The sequence below is a fragment of the Sporosarcina sp. E16_8 genome (genome assembly GCF_017347095.1).
In the GTDB taxonomy this organism is placed as follows: Bacteria; Bacillota; Bacilli; order Bacillales_A; family Planococcaceae; genus Sporosarcina.
The window spans coordinates 1-18619 of the sequence record NZ_JADPRZ010000059.1; the positions used below are offsets into that span (position 1 = coordinate 1).

The 18619-nt window shown below is 40.3% G+C and carries 21 protein-coding genes; 2 read left to right on the forward strand and 19 right to left on the reverse strand.

Annotated features, from left to right (window positions below; all coding sequences use genetic code 11):
* Positions 1–201: hypothetical protein (locus I2484_RS18865; RefSeq protein WP_207152614.1), on the forward strand; the 201-nt coding region annotated here is incomplete at its 5' end.
* A 58-nt stretch (positions 202–259) separates the two neighbouring features.
* Here the strand turns inward: I2484_RS18865 and hpaB are convergent.
* The 14 genes from hpaB to I2484_RS18935 all read right to left on the reverse strand — a co-directional run bounded on the left by hpaB (position 260) and on the right by I2484_RS18935 (position 14691).
* Positions 260–1744 carry a 4-hydroxyphenylacetate 3-monooxygenase, oxygenase component gene (hpaB, locus tag I2484_RS18870; protein WP_207152615.1) on the reverse strand — a complete coding sequence of 495 codons (1485 nt, stop codon included), beginning with the start codon at positions 1742–1744 and terminating at the stop codon, positions 260–262.
* 528 nt (positions 1745–2272) lie between these two features.
* Positions 2273–2662, reverse strand: a complete 390-nt coding sequence (locus I2484_RS18875) for a 5-carboxymethyl-2-hydroxymuconate Delta-isomerase (RefSeq protein ID WP_207152616.1) — start codon at positions 2660–2662, stop codon at positions 2273–2275.
* A 22-nt stretch (positions 2663–2684) separates the two neighbouring features.
* Positions 2685–3443, reverse strand: coding sequence for a fumarylacetoacetate hydrolase family protein (locus tag I2484_RS18880; RefSeq protein ID WP_207152617.1), 759 nt, complete (start codon positions 3441–3443; stop codon positions 2685–2687).
* The gene (locus tag I2484_RS18885; RefSeq protein WP_207152618.1) at positions 3440–4231 is read right to left on the reverse strand and encodes a fumarylacetoacetate hydrolase family protein; all 792 of its coding nucleotides are present in this window, start codon (positions 4229–4231) and stop codon (positions 3440–3442) included. The genes I2484_RS18880 and I2484_RS18885 overlap by 4 nt, the downstream gene beginning before the upstream one ends.
* A gap of 40 nt (positions 4232–4271) precedes the next feature.
* Positions 4272–5069, reverse strand: a complete 798-nt coding sequence (locus tag I2484_RS18890; protein WP_207152619.1) for an ABC transporter ATP-binding protein — start codon at positions 5067–5069, stop codon at positions 4272–4274.
* Complete coding sequence (locus tag I2484_RS18895) at positions 5047–6096, reverse strand: ABC transporter permease (RefSeq protein ID WP_207152620.1); 1050 nt, start codon at positions 6094–6096, stop codon at positions 5047–5049. Before I2484_RS18895 ends, I2484_RS18890 begins: the two co-directional genes overlap by 23 nt.
* Positions 6097–6114: 18 nt before the next feature.
* A complete protein-coding gene (locus I2484_RS18900; RefSeq protein WP_207152621.1) occupies positions 6115–7098 on the reverse strand; it encodes an ABC transporter substrate-binding protein in 984 nt (327 codons plus the stop codon).
* A gap of 234 nt (positions 7099–7332) precedes the next feature.
* Positions 7333–8772, reverse strand: a complete 1440-nt coding sequence (locus tag I2484_RS18905; RefSeq protein ID WP_207152622.1) for a dihydrolipoyl dehydrogenase family protein — start codon at positions 8770–8772, stop codon at positions 7333–7335.
* A 1-nt stretch (position 8773) separates the two neighbouring features.
* Entirely contained in the window at positions 8774–9994 is a 1221-nt protein-coding gene (locus I2484_RS18910) for a dihydrolipoamide acetyltransferase family protein (protein ID WP_207152623.1), read from the reverse strand.
* Positions 9995–10006: 12 nt separating this feature from the next.
* A complete protein-coding gene (locus I2484_RS18915) occupies positions 10007–11023 on the reverse strand; it encodes an alpha-ketoacid dehydrogenase subunit beta (protein WP_207152624.1) in 1017 nt (338 codons plus the stop codon).
* Positions 11023–12081, reverse strand: coding sequence for a pyruvate dehydrogenase (acetyl-transferring) E1 component subunit alpha (pdhA, locus tag I2484_RS18920; protein ID WP_207152625.1), 1059 nt, complete (start codon positions 12079–12081; stop codon positions 11023–11025). Before pdhA ends, I2484_RS18915 begins: the two co-directional genes overlap by 1 nt.
* Before the next feature lie 15 nt (positions 12082–12096).
* On the reverse strand, positions 12097–13245 hold the full coding sequence (locus tag I2484_RS18925) for a Leu/Phe/Val dehydrogenase (RefSeq protein ID WP_207152626.1): 1149 nt from the start codon (positions 13243–13245) through the stop codon (positions 12097–12099).
* Positions 13246–13285: 40 nt separating this feature from the next.
* Entirely contained in the window at positions 13286–13681 is a 396-nt protein-coding gene (locus tag I2484_RS18930) for a thioesterase family protein (protein ID WP_207152627.1), read from the reverse strand.
* 44 nt (positions 13682–13725) lie between these two features.
* Positions 13726–14691 carry an NAD(P)H-dependent flavin oxidoreductase gene (locus tag I2484_RS18935; RefSeq protein WP_207152628.1) on the reverse strand — a complete coding sequence of 322 codons (966 nt, stop codon included), beginning with the start codon at positions 14689–14691 and terminating at the stop codon, positions 13726–13728.
* A gap of 87 nt (positions 14692–14778) precedes the next feature.
* Here I2484_RS18935 and I2484_RS18940 point away from each other — a divergent pair, with 87 nt between their 5' ends.
* On the forward strand, positions 14779–15318 hold the full coding sequence (locus tag I2484_RS18940; RefSeq protein WP_207152629.1) for a gamma carbonic anhydrase family protein: 540 nt from the start codon (positions 14779–14781) through the stop codon (positions 15316–15318).
* An 894-nt stretch (positions 15319–16212) separates the two neighbouring features.
* Here I2484_RS18940 and I2484_RS18945 read toward each other — a convergent pair.
* The 5 genes from I2484_RS18945 to I2484_RS18960 form a co-directional block, all read right to left on the reverse strand.
* A complete protein-coding gene (locus tag I2484_RS18945; protein ID WP_207152630.1) occupies positions 16213–16857 on the reverse strand; it encodes an alpha/beta hydrolase in 645 nt (214 codons plus the stop codon).
* A 448-nt stretch (positions 16858–17305) separates the two neighbouring features.
* Entirely contained in the window at positions 17306–17431 is a 126-nt protein-coding gene (locus I2484_RS21685) for a hypothetical protein (RefSeq protein WP_255551601.1), read from the reverse strand.
* 12 nt (positions 17432–17443) lie between these two features.
* Positions 17444–17770 (reverse strand): hypothetical protein, encoded by a 327-nt coding sequence (locus tag I2484_RS18950; RefSeq protein WP_207152631.1) that lies wholly within the window; start codon positions 17768–17770, stop codon positions 17444–17446.
* Between the two features lie 46 nt (positions 17771–17816).
* Positions 17817–17996 carry a hypothetical protein gene (locus I2484_RS18955; RefSeq protein ID WP_218628061.1) on the reverse strand — a complete coding sequence of 60 codons (180 nt, stop codon included), beginning with the start codon at positions 17994–17996 and terminating at the stop codon, positions 17817–17819.
* Positions 17997–18334: 338 nt separating this feature from the next.
* A complete protein-coding gene (locus I2484_RS18960; RefSeq protein ID WP_207152632.1) occupies positions 18335–18598 on the reverse strand; it encodes a hypothetical protein in 264 nt (87 codons plus the stop codon).
* Positions 18599–18619: the final 21 nt, after the last annotated feature.

Sequence of the window (18619 nt, forward strand, 5' to 3'; positions counted from 1 at the left end):
ATAACGAACAAATCTAGCGAAGGAGCGACACTAATGAAAGGCAGCCCAATATCGCCGCGTCCTGCGGCAAAGGCTGCACACCCGCATCCTGCAGGCGCCGGATCAATAAGACCTAGGAGGGATGCAGTTCAATCCCTCCCCAGTGATCTTCTGACGGGCTTATTGCGTAAGGCCATCACCAAGCGAAAAAGCGGCGTTTGAAGAACACTCTATTTGTTAAGTGCCGACTATACAGGTAGACCTTTGTTCATTTGATCTATCAAAATACTATTCCAGCTTCTTTTTTAGTTTTATTTAAAAAGTTTGTAACCATGTCTTTATAAGGTTGCTTATCAAATCCATCATAATAGGCATTCGACATTCTCACCGGATCGCCAAAGAAATAATATTCATAGAGAGCTTGTCGATTCCCGAACGCACTAATAGAAATATCCCATGCTAAGCGGAATAGCTGTACTTTTTCTTCACCGTTAATAGTTGCACCTTGTGTGTAACGATGAACTAGTGGTCCAACATCTGTATTGCCAAAGTCTGCTTCAGTTGGAAGCGCCATTAATCCTGAAGCGCCTAGAATTTTAATGATTTCATTCATACGTTGATACATTTTCGGGAACCAGTTACGTGCTGCATTTAGTGGTTCGAAGTCCGGTGTCATATTACCGTATTGATCGATTTTTGCATTGTGTTCAGATTTATATAAATGTGATCGCATCACCTCTAAAATAACCATGATTTCACTAGCTTTTTCTTTAACATGCATGAATTTATCAATCCCAATTGCTTCCATCATACTGATGACTACACCCAGAATGAACTCCGTTTTTACGACGTTTTTTGAAATAACTTGATGCGTCATATGTATAACCGCATTTGTCTCGGTATACGTACGATTACATATATCAGTACTTTCACTTACAAAAACTCTTTCCCATGGAACAAACACATCTTCAAATGAAATGATTGCATCACTCTCATCAAACCTAGCACCTAGTGGGTGATCCCATTTGCTTTTACCATAGTCGAATGATTCACGGGATAGGAACTTTAAACCTTTTGTATTATTAGGGATTGCAAATGCAAATGCGAAGGGATCATCTGTAGTACCTGGCGTTCTATTTATTGTGGAAGGGAATACGACGAGCTCATCAGTGATACCACCTAATGTTGCCAAGAGACGACAACCATTGACAATAATTCCGTCTGAAGTCTTTTTCGTAATACGTGCGGAGAGAAATGGATCTTTTTGCTCTGCTTGCGTTAGCATCGATCTATTTACCTGTGGATGAATTAATGTGTGGGTTAAACTAATGTCATTTTCACGTGCATATTCATAGTAATCTGCTGCATTTTTTGCAAATTGATCACTTCCGCCACCTTCTTGCGCAAAAAACTGACTGGCTGTACCGAAAGCCATAATGCTCGTGTTCAGATAGTCTGGAGAACGCCCCATCATACCGCCGGAAAAAGTTGCCCACTCAGTATGCATTTCACGTCTTTTGAACAAATCTTCTTTCGTTTTAGGAGCGATAAAAGAAAGTCCAACTTTTTCCCCAGATGTCGGTGACGTATAGAGCATTTTTTCCGGCTTCTCATGTTGTAAATCATAAAGACCTGCAACACTTTCCACTACATTTTTAAATGCTGGATGAATGGTAACGTCGTCTACTTTCTCACCATGGATCCATACTTCCGTATTCCGTTCTTTAATACCTTCAATATATTCTTTCCCCGTTCGTGCGCCCATTCTATTCCCTCCTTGTTTTGGATAAAGTGAAATTTAATTGTTAATTCTATACTGTATTGAAATAAAGAGTTTCCAATGAATCCGCTGCGGCGCTTGGGGATGCCTCCCGCCCTAAGCCGAGCAGCTTCGCCGCCAGTCTTAGGGCTTCGGCTACCCCTTTAAGGCGCCTACGCTAAATTTACATAGATAAGGAAATTACTAGTACAATGAAGAAAAATGTATTAATCCAGTTATTGAAACTGTAGTCTAAATAGAAAAATTCACACCTAACAATCACCAGGAGCCTGGGGATATAAAAAAACAAATGTGGAGCATATATATACATACAGCACTCCTTATCTGGAGTTTACTGGGCGGTAAAATCGCCCTTATAACGAACAATTCTAGCGAAGAAGCGACAAGTGTGAGCCGAAGCAATAAGACCGACAGTGTTCTTCTGGCGGGCTTATTGCGTAAGGCCATCACCAAGCGACTAAGCGGTGTTGGAAGAACATTCCATTCATTAAGTACCGACTATATACTCATTTTTTACCCCTTGTTAAATCTCGCATGAATATTATTTTTCTTATAAGTACCCGCTTCACTAAATTCGATTAATTCCATTGACAATGCTAAATAGCGCTTGGACATTACTAGCGAGAAATGTTCTTTCATCACTTCAAATAGCGCATCACAAACGTCTTTTATTATTTCTTCTGAACGTCCAGCCCCTATTTTCAACACGGCATGGACAAAAGCATCATCCTCAGCACCATCTGCCACCCTAAACTCTTTTAATTCAATCGCTCTTGAGCGAATTCCCCCAATCGGAAAAATCGTATCTCGTGCAATCAAAACTTTATGAATCTCTTCAAATAGCTTGGCGATGTTCGCTTCATCTTTAATATTATCCGTGTACTCTACAATAAAATGTGGCAAGCAGATCCTTCTCCTTTTCACATTATCGATTTATAAAGGATTCATCTCCGATAATGGTATTTACCAAGCGTCCGATTCCCTCAACTTCCGTGACGACTTTATCACCAACGGCTGTATCGACAGACCCTTTAGGCGTCCCTGTAAGAATGACATCATTTTCACTCAACGTCATAAAGCTACTTAAGTATTCAATAAGAGCCGGAATATCAAAAATCATATCCGCTGTTGTTCCTTCTTGAACGAGCTCGTTATTGACATGCGTCGTCAATTTTAAATTCATTGGATTAGCAACATCTATCGCATCAACAAGCCACGGGCCGAATGGCGTACCCATATCACGATTTTTCACGCGCAAGTTGGGACGGTAATAGTTTTCTAAATAATCTCTGATTGCATAATCGTTAGCGACACTATAGCCTTTAACATAGTTGTAGGCGTCTTCTCTTTTGACATTTCGAGCTGTTTTACCGATGATGACGGCCAACTCACACTCATAATGCATATAAATAACATCCGCGGGGCGACGCGTATAGGCTTGGTGCCCTATAAAGGTATTCGGTCCTTTTAAAAAGACAAGCGGTTCAGATGGCGCGGCAAACGCAAGTTCTGCTGCGTGATCCGCATAGTTAAGCCCCAACGCAAATACCGTGCGTGGCTCTATCGGCGTAAGCCAAGTTACTTTGCTCTCTTCTACTAGTCGACCATCATTTAATTTGAGTTGCCCTTCCCATTCAATTGCTTCATGGATGGAACCCCCATACGCTATTCGTGCTTTTCTCATATCGTCCCGCTCCATTTGAATTCTTTTTCATCTACAATAACGTTGTCTAAACTGCCAATACCCGCTATTTCAACTCGGATTTTATCGCCTATCACGGCTTGGGGTGCATCTTCAGGGACCCCTACGAGTAACACATCACCAGGATTTAACGTCATGAACTCGGTTACATCCGCGAGTAAACGAGTGACCGAACGAATCAAATTCGAGGTAGAATTTTCCTGCTGAAGTTTATCATTGATGAATACGCGGATCGTTAAATCATCTGGGTTATCCACTTCTTGACGGTCGATAATCCATGGCCCGATAGGACAAAATCCATCACGTGCTTTGTGCTGAACAGCTGGACGGTAAACGCTATCATGTGGCACGCTGACATCGTTGACAATCGTATAGCCTGCCACATAAGTCAGCGCATTATCTTCATCCACAGCAATGGCTTGCTTTCCTATGACCAACCCTAGTGACGCCCCCATTTCCAGTCTTGATATCCCAGCTGGCATAAGAATTTCTGCACCGTATCGGTTGAAAGTATTTGCGGGTTTAATATACAGAACAGGTGCGATTGGCGGCGCACTATATGGTTTGTCATTTACAGCATCGCCAAGTCTTTCAAGTGCCCCCTTATAGTTCAGCAACGTACCGAAAACCGTTCCTGTAATCGGAATGTCGAGTTGTATTTCATTAGCACTTAACACACTGTCCTCAATCCTGATTGTATTCGTAACTATATTCACATCCACTGAAACTAATTCACATACCCCTAACACTTTAATCCACGCCCTGCTCATCCGTCCCACTCCTTTGCTACGCACAAACGAAAACAAATTATTACACCGATAACAATGCTTTATCGCTCGTTAACTTTTCACCACGAATGCGTTGGAATTCATCCATCAGTTTAGGAATGGTTAATTTCCTCTTCTCATCGGCCTCTATTTCTAAAATAATTTGCCCTTTATCCATCATAATAAGCCTGTTCCCTAGGTCGAGCGCTTGCTGCATATTATGAGTGATCATCAGCGTTGTGAGCTGATCTTTTTCAACAAGTTGCTTTGTTAATTTTGTGATTAATTCAGCTCGTGCTGGATCTAGTGCAGCTGTGTGTTCATCAAGAAGCAAAATAGATGGTTGTGTAAAGGTAGCCATCAACAGCGAAAGTGCTTGCCTCTCCCCGCCAGAAAGCATTCCTACCTTTGCATTCAATCGGTTTTCAAGATTTAGATGAAGGGTTTCAAGAGATTCTCGGAACAACTCACGACGTTTCTTATCAACTGCCTTTTTTAATGCGCGTTTTTTGTTTCGTGAATAGGCCATTGCAAGGTTTTCCTCAATTGTCATTGTAGGAGCTGTCCCCGCCATTGGATCTTGAAATACCCTTCCAATCATTTGTGAACGCTTATATTCGGGCATTTTTGTAACATCATTAGCAGCAATTTCAATTACACCAAAATCAGGAGAAAGAGCACCTGAAATCATATTTAACATAGTCGATTTCCCGGCACCGTTGCTTCCAATCACAGTCATAAAATCTCCAGGATTTAATGTGAGATTAATTTGATCCAATGCAACTTTTTCATCAGGTGTTGCTTCATTAAATAACTTATTAATCTGACTGAGCTTTAGCAACGGGATTCCCCTCCCTCATTAGCAACTGTTCATGCTCTATTAACCGCTCTGCATGGCGTTTAGCTTTTCTATTTTTCTCTCGCTTTTTTTCAAAGAACTGCGGTAAAATCAACGCGCCAATTACAATAACAGCTGTAATTAATTTCATATCACCCGTATCGAGAAAGTCCACTCTAAGCGCAAGGCCAAGTACAATTCTATAAATAATGGCTCCTGCAATGACAGCAAATGTCGTTCGCATAATCGTTTTCGTACCGAAAATTGCTTCGCCAATAATAACGGAAGCTAGTCCGATGATAATCATTCCGATTCCCATTCCAATGTCAGCAAACTTCGAGTACTGAGCGATCAGTGCTCCGGAAAAGGCAACAAGTGCATTTGAAAACCCAAGACCTACAATAACGAGTGTGTCTGTATTAGCTGATAAACTACGAATCATTTTCTTATTATCACCGGTAGCCCTTATCGCAAGTCCGACTTCGGTTTTCAAAAACCAATCGACGACAAATTTAATGAGCAAAACGATAATGATCATGATGAACAATGTACCCCAGGTTGAAGGCAAGTGTTGGAATCCCAGCATGCTAAAAAAGTTACTAATTGCCGTGTCGATACCTAAAGGGCTCCAAAATGTTTTGAACTGGACAAACAATGTTTCGGCATTTAATAAAGGTATATTCGGACGACCAATGGAATTCGCAGACGTCAGTCCCATTATGCGTAAATTTATGGAATACAAGGCAATCATCATTAAAATCCCAGATAGAAGTGCATTGATTTTCCCTTTTGTGTGCAGGAGGCCGGTTACACACCCAGCAAGAAAACCGACAACAATAGCTACTGCTGTAGCAGCCACCGGATGATATCCGAAGATAATCATCGTGGCAGCAACCCCAGCTCCTGTAACAAAACTTCCGTCAACCGTTAAATCCGGAAAATCCAGCACTCGGAATGAAATATACACGCCAAGTGCCATAATTGCATAGATGATTCCTTGCTCTACAGAGCCAAATACAGCTGAAAACATGTAGAATCACCCTCCTATTTACTCACTAAACTCAGCTTTCCATTCGTCTTTAATGTCGAGCCCTAGAGTAGATGCCGTGTCTTTATTCATAATCAATTTTAATTTTTGTGGAATTTGAACGGGTAAATCAGCTGGTTTACTTTCACCTTTTAAGATTTTCACAGCCATTTGTCCCGCTTCATAACCGATGTCAAAGTATTCAAATCCAAATGCTGCTAAACCACCTCGTTTTACAGAGTCAAATTCACCAACCATCATTGGAATTTCATTGTCATTAGCGACTGAAATTACGGATTCAAGCGCAGATACAACCGTGTTATCTGTGATGATGTACATCGAATCTACTTTACCAAGCAATGATTCAGTCGCTTGTTTCACATCTGCGGATGTAGCAACAGACGCTTCGACAACAGTCATATCCATATCTTTCAACATTTCTTTTACTGCATCTACTTGAGCTCGAGAGTTTTGCTCTCCAGAGTTAAACACCATTCCAACATTTTTTGCTCCCAATTCTTCTTTAAGGAACTTCATTGTATTGGTAATTGCATCAGGATGCGCATCAATTGTACCTGTTACATTGCCGCCGGGACTTTCCATTGAGTCAACGAGTTCTGCCCCAACTGCATCTGTTACCGATGTGAAAATGATTGGAATTTCCGTTGTAGCACTGGCAGCTGCCTGAGCACTAGGTGTTGAGTTTGCGAATATTAGATCGACATCTGCGCTGACAAGGTTTGTCGCTATCGTTGTGTTAACACTGTTATCGCCTTGAGCAATTTGAACATCATATTCCACATCAAGACCTGCATCTTCTATAGCCTTTTTAAAGCCATCATAGGCTGCATTGAGGGATGGGTGTTCAACAATTTGGCTGACACCTATTTTATATTTCTTCGAGGGTGTTTCCTGATTCTTAACTTCTCCACCATCACCACATGCTGCAAGTAGGAGTGTAGTACTAAAAATTACAGCCAACATTTTTCCCCATCCGTTCTTCATTCCTTTTCCCCCTTTAAAAGCTGTGTTATTAGTATTCAGTTGAATACATAGTTTTCCTCAATGCTCCTGGTAATTTACAAACGTAGCGCAGGCGCCTTACAGGGGTAGCCGGAGCCATTAGAGTGTGGCAGAAGCTACCTGGCTTATGGCGGGAGGATCCCCTAAGCGCCGAAGCGATATTCAACGGAATCATTCCCTCAGCTTTTCTAGTGGCTTAGCTGGAATTTTAGTTAATCAGATCGTCAACAAGTCTTTCTTTTTTACCGGCGCAGCATGAATCGCTTGTCCGATTAACCCCTCTACCGCTTCTAGTAGCCCTTCATTGAATCCCGGATGTGCATAATTGGGGAATTTAATATCTTCTTCTTTCGCAGCCATTTCAAGTAACTGCACAAACGCACCTGACATTTCTAAGGCACCTTCACCAATCATATGAATGCCTTGAATGATTTCAGTGGTTGCATCAGAAATAACTTTAATAAACCCATTTTTTTTACCAGTGATTGTTGCATATCCGTTGCCACCAAGTGCAAATTGACTGACACGAATAGCCAATCCAAAGTCGCGTGCACGTTGTTCCGTAAGCCCAACAGAAACGATTGGTGGAATCGTGTGTGCAACAACCGGCATAAATGTTAGATCGACTTCTGTTTGTTGTCCTGCAATTGACGCCACAGCAGCTTTTCCTTGTTTAATTGCTTTCACTGCCGACTTGGGGCCTTCTGTTACATCACCAATTGCATAAATAGAAGGGATCGATGATTGCATATTTCCGCCTACCTTTATGAAACCTTCGTCTGTTTGTACAATTCCGAAGCGGCTTATGCCAAGAGCCTCTAAATTGGGTCTCCTTGTTCCAGAGACGAATAGATGTGATCCACGTATTGTCTCTTCTACGTTTTTATCCGTTTGAAACGTTAGTGTAATTCCATCCTCTGTTTCATTTGTTGCAATGAATTCAAGTTCTTGATGGACCTTTATTTTACGCTTTTTATATAAACGATTTAATTCCTTATTAATGGATTCATCAAATGGAAAACCTGCTTGATCTTCAATCACGATACTGACTTGCGCTCCTAATGCCGCAAAACTTGAGGCTGCTTCAAGTGCAATGGTATCTTGACCTCTTACAATAAGATGTTCAGGTATCTCTTCCATTTGAAATAGTTCATGCGGCAATAGAATTCTTTCCCCTTTATCTAGAATTATAGATGGCATTTTCGGGGAACTACCTGTCGCGATAATGACTTGCTCAAATTCAAAAATATCGAATTGATGGCCATTTTCTACGCCTATTCTATCTATTGCGAGGAAAGTAACTTTGCCACGGATTATTTCAATCTTGTTTTCATTGCATAGACTTTCTACGCCAGACCTGAGCTGATTGATAACTTTGGTTTTATAGGTAACTAGCTTTTTGATATCGAATAGGTTATCCATACTCCCAATTCCAAGTTCTTGCAAGTGGCCTGTTTCTGAGCGCTTACCTGCTGCATGTGTAAAAATTTTAGAAGGTATACATCCTTCATTCAAACAAACACCGCCCATTTCAGCCTGTTCAATTAACGTCACCGAGAGACCAAGCTGCGCACCACGTATAGCAGCAGAATAGCCACCTGGTCCCCCTCCAATGATAATGAGATTTCTTTCCTGACTGATTTCCCCAACAACCATATTAAATCATCTCCATCATCAGCATATGAGGCTGTTCAATTAGGCTTGTAAAACGATTCGTAAATGCAATGGCTGTCGCGCCATCAGCGACACGATGGTCAAATGCCATGGACAGTGTCATGATATGACCGATAACGATTTCATCATACTCATTAACAATCGGTTGTTTTTTCGTTTTATGGAAAGCAATTAGGGCTGTTTCAGGGTAGTTGATAATTGGTGTTGCACCTGTACTACCAAGGGGTCCTACATTGCTCACTGTAAATGTGCTATTTTGCATTTCAAACGGCTGTAATTTACCGGCTATTGCTTTTGCCGTTAATCCCTTGACGTCTTCGTTAATCTCTTTGATTGATTTCTTATCGGCATCATGGATAACAGGGACAAGTAAACCGCTTTCTGTGTTTGTCGCGATACCGATATGATAGTTTTTCTTGAGTAGTATTCGGCTGTTTTCTTCATCAAGCTCGGCATTGAATATCGGGAAATCCTTCAACGAAATAACGAGTGCCTTAATAAGAAATGCTGAAACACCAACTGATTCACCAGCAACTATCAATTGCTCTCTCAATTTAAATAAGTTCGTCATATTAACTTCGTCAAAATGAGTAACATGCGGAATTGTAAAGAGTGATTTCGTCATCTTTTCCGCAATCTTTTTCCGGATTCCTCTAAATGGAATTTCATCAGGAATCTCCTGGCTAACCTCTTCCACCCTTCCATCCTTCTTTGGTTCCATTTCAGTTTGTTGTCCTTTCAAGAATTGAAAAACATCATCTTCGGTTATTCTTCCAGAGGGATCACTCGCATGGACATCTTCAATATTTATGTTGTTGTCTCGTGCGATTTTACGTGTGTACGGTGCAGCAAGTACTCGATTAAAAGGTATGGGCCGAGATTTTTCAGCTACATTAATTACCGGGATTCCTTTCTCCTCAGCAATTGGCTTCGTTTCTACGTATGATTTTTGTACAGTCCGAATGTCTTCATCAATTTCTATATAAAGTAGACTTGTTCCGACCTGAACGGTTTCCCCTGCTTCAATACGAATTTCTTTCACGATACCTGAGCAGGGAGAAGTAAGTTCAGCGACCATTTTGTCTGTTTGTACTTCGACAAGCGGCTGATCCGTCATAACCGAATCTCCAACTTTGACTAAGTAATGGATCACTTCCCCTTCGGTCATGCCTTCTCCGATATCATGTAACTTTACTTCGAGCATGCCATTACCTCCTTAAAAATGAAGCACTTTTTCAATTCCTTCAACGACGCGTGCCGGTGTTGGAAGATAATGTTCTTCTAGTGTAAAGAATGGAACAGGTACGTCGAATCCTGTCACGCGTTCAATTGGAGCTCGTAGATATAGGAAAGCGGTATCGTTTATTATCGAAACAATATCGTTGCCGAGCCCTCCAGTATGATGCGCCTCATGAATGATGACTGCTCTAGTTGTCTTTTGCACGGACTCCGCAATAATGTCACGGTCTATTGGATACAATGTTCGCAGATCGATAATTTCACAACTAATCCCCTTTTTCTCGGCCTGTTCAGCTGCTTTCTCCGCGATTGAAATCATAGCTCCCCACGCAATAAGTGTGACGTACGAACCTTTACGTACAATCTTCCCTTTACCAATTTCCACAGTATATTTCCCAACAGGTATTTCTTCTCTCTTTGAGCGATAGTTTTTCATAGGCTCCAAAACGAGCACCGGATCGGGATCCTCCATAGCTGCAATCAAAAGCCCTTTTGCATCGTATGGAGTAGACGGACAGACAACCTTGATGCCAGGCATATGTGTGAATAAAATTTCCGTACTATCAGAATGGATTTCGGGAGCACGAATCCCTGCCCCGTATGGCGCTCGAATAACCATAGGTACAGTGAAACGGGACATCGATCGCATTCGAATTCGTGAAACATGTGTCATAATCTGTTCGTATGCAGGATAGATAAAACCAAGGAATTGGATTTCTGCAACCGGTCTAAAACCATTCACCGCGAGACCAATTGACGTGCCAATAATCCCCGCCTCCGAAAGTGGTGTATCGACTACCCGATCATCCCCAAACTGCTCCTGGAGTCCTTCTGTCGCACGGAACACGCCGCCATTTTTACCGATATCTTCTCCAAGTATGATGATTCGTTCATCCTCTTCTAGCATCAAACGCATGCCATCATTAATCGCTTGAATTAGCGTCATCAGTTTTGTCGTTTCATTTTTCCGATTCGACTCTTTCAATTGGGTCATTAATCTCGCCTCCCTAGATGTACAAGGTACGCTTCTTTTTGTTCAGCGAGTTGAGCTGGCATTTCAGCGTATACATGATCGAAAACGTCGGCCACATTCGGCTGCGGGAACTTTTCCATTTCTTCTACTGCTGCTTCGACTTCACCCGTCGTTTTTTCTTGGGTAGCCTGAATCCACTCATCATTCCAGTAGCCATAATTTTTCATAAATAATTCTAATCGTATAAGAGGGTCAACAAAATTCTCCCCTTGTTTTTCAAGACGGTATTTTGACGGATCATCAGCAGTCGTATGGGCACCTTTCCGCCAAGTAACCGCCTCTATCAATGTCGGACCATTTCCACTGCGAGCATAGTCAAAGGCCTTTTTCGTTTCAAAATAAACCGCAAAACAATCATTACCATCTATCCGATACCCCGGCATACCATAGGCAACCGATTTTTGTGCTATTGTTGCAGAATTCATCTGTTTTTCAATCGGAACCGAAATCGCGTACCCATTATTTTGATTAAAAAAGACGACTGGTACTTTGAATACGCTTGCAAAATTCAATCCTTCATGAAAATCCCCTTCAGAAGTAGCACCATCTCCGAAATAAGCAATTGCTACATTTTGTGTTCCTCTTCTCTTTTCAGCCCATGCAGCACCTGCGGCATGAGGGAGTTGAGTCGCAATGGGAACAGCTGGCGGGAATATATTTCTATCTGCCGGAGCCACACAACCTTCTACTCTCCCATTCCAGTATAAAAATGTTGTGGCCATACTTTTTCCGAACGTTATCGTCGCACCATGATCACGATACGTTGGGAACACCCAGTCCGCATCATTTAATGCGAGAGCGCTTCCAACTTGAGCGGCTTCTTGTCCTTCAAAAGGTGCATAAGTTCCTAGACGTCCTTGTCGTTGTAAATTAATCGCTTTCCTATCAAATGTACGAATTCGCAACATGTGATAGTACAAGTTTTTAACCAATTCCTCATCTATCTGCTGTTCAAAACTCATGTCAACAAGAAAGCCTTTATCATCTACTATTCTTTTTATAGGATAGTTATGTTCCACTTAACTTGCCTCCAATCAGGATTGATTGCGAAACGACCGCTTTGGTTTAGCTGGTGCTGAGTAAAAGCTATTCCTTCTTCCTCGATCAGCAATTCTTTTCTCACACATTGCATTCGCCGATTCCTCTGTTGTTTTTCCACTACACGCAGCTTCCTCATACACTTCTAAAATAGCATCATAGATATGTTTCGTTTTCACAAGTACCCGTTCATGGTTAATGCCATACAATTCATCCGCCACTTGAATAAGTCCTCCTGAATTGACGATATAATCCGGTGCATATAATATCCCTTTATCTCGCAATAATTTTCCGTGTCTATCGTCTAATAACTGATTATTAGCCGAACCTACAATCGCTTTTACTTTAAACTGAGGTATTGTAGCATCGTTAATAATTCCACCAAATGCACACGGAACAAATACATCCGCTTCCTGCGAATAAATAGCTTCATTTGCAACAATTTGTACGCTGCCAGTTGTTTTTGTTGCTACTTCTTCAATTGCCCGCAGACTCTCTTCATTAATATCCGTTACGAAAATGCGCGCGCCTGCTTCAAGTAATCCGCTTGCAACTTTGAATCCAACTTTTCCAAGACCTTGAATCGCATAGATATGTTGGCCTAATTCGTCATTTCCATAGAGCATCTGATGGGTCGCTTTTATACCGTACAAAACACCTGCTGCTGTTGGAATTGATGAGTCACCGCCGCCTCCATATACTTCAGGAAGCCCATTGACAAAATTGGTTTCTTTCATTGCGTGAACGAAATCATCCATCGTCGTTCCCATATCCGTTCCCGTATAAAAACGGCCGCCCAGTGAATTTACAAATTGACCGAACGCGCGGAACAATTCCGGTGATTTATCTGTTTTTGGATCCCCGATAATTACTGCTTTCCCACCCCCGAAATCGACATCGGCAGCCGCACATTTATAGGTCATTCCTTTTGAAAGGCGAAGAACATCTTCTAATGCTTCTTCCACACTGCCATAAGGTTGCATGCGACAACCGCCAAGTGCTGGTCCAAGCGTTGTGTTATGGATTGCAATAATCGCACGCAATCCTGTTGAAGGGTCATTACAAAAAACGACTTGCTCATGCTCACTCATTCGATCGAAGAGTTCAAATTCCTTTGTCATTGACGTTCTTTCAGCTAGCATCATTCGATTCTCCCCTTTAAGATTGGCCATCAAAACCTCTTTTTTAGGATGAAGCTTCACTCAATTTTTCCGCAATTTTTTCCTTTGGCAATATGACTTGCATCACTTCACCTTTTCCGATAAGCCCTAAATGATTTTCTGCAGTAACTTTTGTCACAACCCTATTATCACGAAGCTCAATTAGACTGGCTGTCAAAGTAACTCTAGATCCAAGTGGAGATGCAGCAAGATGCTTTAGTTGAACTGATGCACCCATTCCCTCTTCATGGTCTTCCAAAAATGGAAGAATAATTTTTCGTGAAACCCACTCCATATGATATGTCATTGCTACCGTTGAATAGACGGGGTGTACAACTTCTCCCTCAAACGAAGCAAGCATATCCTCTGTCACAATTATCTCGATCGTCTCTTCCCTACCTATATTTAAGCCATGCTTCATCCGTTATCCCCTACTTTAGTTATAGTTAAAGGCATTCAATTTCCTTATTTATTTCGTATTTTCCTAAATTCACCAATCGTTTTATTCAGTTGATTTTCTGCTTCTTCCATCATGCTATCAAGTAGACCCTTCACAGTCGGGATGTTTTCAATTAATCCTGCAATTTGGCCGCTATTGATAAAACCATTTTCCATATCGCCGTCGATCGCACCCAAGACATGTTGTTGTTCCGATGTCAAGTCACCATATTGCTCCAGTGTCATTCCTGTTTTCTCCAAGACATTTAGCTTCATTGCATAAGGCGTTTTTAATATCCGTCTCAATCGCCCTACACTGCGTCCAATAAGTAACGTTTCCGTATCACTTGCATTGACAAGGTTCTGCTTGTACGTGTCATGAAATGGGGCTTCCTTTGTCGCTATTAAACGGGTACCCATTTGTACACCACTCGCCCCTAACAGCAACGCAGCTGCCAACCCTTTGCCGTCACCGATGCCCCCCGCAGCAATTACCGGAACGTTAACATTCCTCACTATTTGCGGGATTAGCGTAAATGTCGTCAGTTCCAGGTTAGAATTGATGCCCGCTGCTTCAAACCCTTCTGCCACAAGAATATCTGCCCCCGCAGCCTCAGCTTTAAGGGCGTGTTTTACTGAGGCTACAAGCGCAATGACTGTCACGCCTTGTTCATGTAATGCGGGAATATAAGGCGCTGGATTTCCTGCTGATAGCGAAACGACGGAAATAGCATGTTTGAAGACTAGATTAATTAACTCTTTTGTATATGGTGAAACACTGATTGCGATGTTAATAGCGAAATTCTTTTTTGTCAGTTTTTTCGTTTCGACTATTATTTCTTCTACTTCATCTGGAGTCATTGTTCCGCATCCAATTGTGCCAAGACCCCCTGCCTCCGAAACAGCTGCTGTCAGTTTTGCATTACTGATATTTCCCATTCCGCCTTGTATGATTGGATAAGGAATTTGAAGCACTTTACAAACGTATATCATTTTTCTTCCACCCCTGTGCAATTATGTTATGCTAAGAAGAGTTAAAAGATAATTAAGATTAGTAAACTAATTTGAGGGGGAATAGTTTTGTTAATCACATTTAAAGGGAAAAGTCCTGATCTCGATCCATCAGTTTTCGTCGCTCCGGGTGCAAAAGTTATTGGTGACGTTCAAGTTGGGGCAGAATCTACTATTTGGTTTAATACGGTCCTACGGGGAGACGAGGGGCCAATTACAATCGGCAATAGATGCAGCATCCAGGATAATTCAACCATTCACTTATATGAAGATGCGCCCGTCGTTATAGAAGATGAAGTTACTGTTGGGCATAACGTCATCCTGCATGGTTGCAAAGTTGGAAAACGATCGATTATTGGAATGGGATCTACAATTCTTGACCACGCAGAAATTGGTGAAGAATGTATTATCGGTGCCAACACATTAATCCCACCCGGCAAGAAAATCCCCCCTCGTTCGCTGGTTGTCGGTTCACCGGGAAAAGTAGTAAGGGAATTGAACGACAAAGACTTCGAAATCATTCAATTGTCGATTGATTCATATGTTCAAAAAGGCTATGACTATCGGGAGATTTTTAAAATGGAGGAAAATAACACGACTGTTGATTAACCATTTACTTGCATAAAATACTGGTGAGTAGGGCTTGATGACCTAAATTTTCACAGGACTATTTTTGGCCCGCTTACGGCTAACTATTCATGACTGATTTACTGAGGGGTGCAAGTGCGGCTAGAAGTGACTCCGTCACTTCTAGCCGCACTTTTTTCAGTCATCCTGTTGTGAATGGTTGCCTGTCGCGTTCCTACAATGTTCAAGTGAAAAATGCAGTTGTTTTGGAAGAAAAGAGTAGATGATATTCTATGGAGAGTGTAAGTGCCCGAAGATACAATTTCGGGCACTCTAGCACTTTGTTCAATGCGTTCCTTACTTACTTTAAGAAATGTTTATGCCTCTAATCATACGATGGTCTATAAGAAAGTGACACTTCCTAAAATGTGAAAAAGACAAAACTATAGAGAATGCTTCAGCAGCCAAGATTGTATCTTTGGCTGCTTTTATCAAGACATCTCGGTAATCGTATAGAAGTCGTTAAATTCAAGCAATCAAACATACTGTACAGGAAGCGCCTAGTGTTTGATTAAGTTATTTCCTGGTTAATTTTAGTTAATCAACACACGTGATTTCTTAACGACAAAAAAACGCTGAACTATTCAGGTTCAACGTTTTGAATGCATTTCAAAAACACTGGTCTAGGAACTGGTGGTTCTTAATTCGCTTCACACTTTCTCTGCCAGTCCATACTATAGTTATTTGTGTTAAAGCGAACTTTGTTGATTTGTTTTTTTACTTTAATACCTGAATCAGCAATGGATTTAGACATTTGTTCTTTCGATATACTTCTCCATTTTTCATCAAAGAACTTAGCTAAATCTTCAGCTTTTCCACCTTGTACACCTACCCAGGAACTAAAAATATGGAATGCGGTAACAATTAGCTATGCTTTTAAAAGTTTTTAATGTCAGTTATTACACTTTTTAAAACCTCAATTGATTCGACTGTGTTATTTTCGTATTCCAAGCTATGATTGACGTTGGGAATGAGTCTCGCAATGATTTTTGAGTTGTTTGCCAATTGAATAAATCTTTCCTCGATGTAACAATGGTCATTATCTCCGATGAAACATAACCCCCTATTAGTACTGCTCACCATTGCATCGAAAACATCATCCCTTTGAATCAATGGCGTTAACCATACTGCTTTAGCTTCTTCGAAGATATCCCTACTTAACTCTGAGCTCATAGCAATCGTCCCAAGAGATTTGCCGATTATATAAAAGTTTTCATACGAAGTTTTCTGTAAAACAATATCAAGCACTGTTCTCACATCGTACTTAATTGCTTCGCATATTTCTTCCATACTAAATTCGGCATAGACTTTATCATTGTATTGATAATTAACTTGCAATACATCAAAACCCTTATTTAAGAATATATCATTTGAGTAATGAAAAAGTGGACTTCGAACGGTATATCCTGCACCCGGAAGAAAGATGGATAAACTTTTCGAGTTTTCTCCAACGCTCAATAAAGTATAAGGAATATTCATTTCTTTATATCCCTTAACGATTTCTGTATTTGTTTTCAACATTGGTATCACCCCGTCCCTTACCAATTATACATATTTCCCCAAACGATATGTACAAATATTTTAATTTATTGAAGTTTTTCATTTTCAAGTTTCATTATTCAATTGAACTGAACTGTCTTTCAACAATCGAACTACCACACCTTATAAATGAAATAACAAAAATGTACATCATTAACTAACATCCTTTGAGAAAATAGCCTAAAAGAAACACATCGCTAAATTAGCATACAGTTTTGTATGTTTAATGGCCTTATTGAGGGTTAATCAAATTATTCCTCCAATAATTTCCATAGCTTATCACCTAATTCCGCGATAGGATTATTGATTGCTATTCTATCATTTTCATCATTTCTCCAAACATAAAAATCAGATACCCCTCCTCTAAGAGGATAAATATTTTTTGAACAATTCTAAGTTTTTTTATAATTTCTGATGACTCCATATCAGACTATATATTATTAAGAGCTCTTTTAATTTCATTTATTTGATAATTCATCTCCCCATTATAATTAATTTCAACGCGTGCCAATAATTCTTCTAAAACTTTTTTCATTTCTAATATTCTACTATTCATTGATTTACCCCCTTATATAACAAACTGTTCTTGTTTTTCAAACCCATCACTTTCATAATCACTACTAAACAAAGAAATTTTCCCATCATCGATTACTAGTTCCCCTATCGCAAAAGGTTCATATTCTTCGCCTTTATATATTATTTTATATTTCAACTCAAATAAAAGGTCTATCTCATCCAGGGTTACTTCTTTTATAAAGATATCATGATGGATATTGCCACCTAGATCAACTAATTCTTTAAATCCATTTTCATGTTCATTGCTCCTTAATCTATATTTATCATTTCGAAGATTTACTGGATAATTTTTATTATTATATTTAGCATATTTCCCCACATTAACACCACCTTAATTAAATTCAACCCACGATTTTGTATGACCATCAAAAAAATTTGAATACTGGTTCCCCTGCTTTACTGTCTCTAATATACATCATATCGCCTTCAAAAAACTTTCTTGCTTCTTGATAATATTCGGGTAAAACAATCTCTTTACTACCTGTAAATCCTCGACCTGTATATGGATATGAATCAGGGTTAGGATCCCATCTAGGTATTGACAATTGGTGAGGTTCTCCTAAATTATATTCAATTGTTCCATAATTCCCATCTGGAATTCCAACTAATTCAGATATACTATCAAAACCATTAGTTGAAAATATATACCTAGAAAATCATTGGATTACCAGACACCCATTGAGTGTTTCATGAGTCACGTGGACGAACATGTTGATAAGGATATTCTGTCTCGCTTAATTTGACAAACCAAGTACGCAAAAAAAAACGCTACAACAATAGTCTGTTGTGACGCTCATTTCACTCGCTATTATTCATTTTCTTTTTTCATTGTCAGAACGTAAACGACTTAGTGACAGCCAATGCTCTTCGAATCGTATCAGTGTTACTTAACTATATCTTTTTTCAGTATTTGCCCTGTATTTTTCGAGATAAAAACACGACGTCCGTAAAAATCAGTTGCCCTAATTCCATCCTCATGAATCACCATTTGCTCATAAGGTAATCTTGGATAATCTACTACTAAACTTTTTACTCTCCAAAGAACATCTGCCTTATTTGATACTGCATAAATATTGTTAATGCTGCATTCAAAGGTCCAATTGTTGACGGGGTTATCTGTCCAAGGCTTGATGGCTATACTGTCCATTAGAGTCTACAGAAAGGAAAA

Coding starts and splice junctions, on each gene's coding strand:
- I2484_RS18945 (WP_207152630.1), bottom strand. CDS start 16,857: ATGTTGAAAACAAATACAGAAATCGTTAAGGGATATAAAGAAATGAAT.
- hpaB (WP_207152615.1), bottom strand. CDS start 1,744: ATGGGCGCACGAACGGGGAAAGAATATATTGAAGGTATTAAAGAACGG.
- I2484_RS18915 (WP_207152624.1), bottom strand. CDS start 11,023: ATGACCCAATTGAAAGAGTCGAATCGGAAAAATGAAACGACAAAACTG.
- I2484_RS18895 (WP_207152620.1), bottom strand. CDS start 6,096: ATGTTTTCAGCTGTATTTGGCTCTGTAGAGCAAGGAATCATCTATGCA.
- I2484_RS18905 (WP_207152622.1), bottom strand. CDS start 8,772: ATGGTTGTTGGGGAAATCAGTCAGGAAAGAAATCTCATTATCATTGGA.
- I2484_RS18935 (WP_207152628.1), bottom strand. CDS start 14,691: ATGATATACGTTTGTAAAGTGCTTCAAATTCCTTATCCAATCATACAA.
- I2484_RS18930 (WP_207152627.1), bottom strand. CDS start 13,681: ATGAAGCATGGCTTAAATATAGGTAGGGAAGAGACGATCGAGATAATT.
- I2484_RS18900 (WP_207152621.1), bottom strand. CDS start 7,098: ATGAAGAACGGATGGGGAAAAATGTTGGCTGTAATTTTTAGTACTACA.
- I2484_RS18880 (WP_207152617.1), bottom strand. CDS start 3,443: ATGAGAAAAGCACGAATAGCGTATGGGGGTTCCATCCATGAAGCAATT.
- I2484_RS18885 (WP_207152618.1), bottom strand. CDS start 4,231: ATGAGCAGGGCGTGGATTAAAGTGTTAGGGGTATGTGAATTAGTTTCA.
- I2484_RS18925 (WP_207152626.1), bottom strand. CDS start 13,245: ATGATGCTAGCTGAAAGAACGTCAATGACAAAGGAATTTGAACTCTTC.
- I2484_RS18960 (WP_207152632.1), bottom strand. CDS start 18,598: ATGGACAGTATAGCCATCAAGCCTTGGACAGATAACCCCGTCAACAAT.
- I2484_RS18910 (WP_207152623.1), bottom strand. CDS start 9,994: ATGCTCGAAGTAAAGTTACATGATATCGGAGAAGGCATGACCGAAGGG.
- I2484_RS21685 (WP_255551601.1), bottom strand. CDS start 17,431: ATGAATAGTAGAATATTAGAAATGAAAAAAGTTTTAGAAGAATTATTG.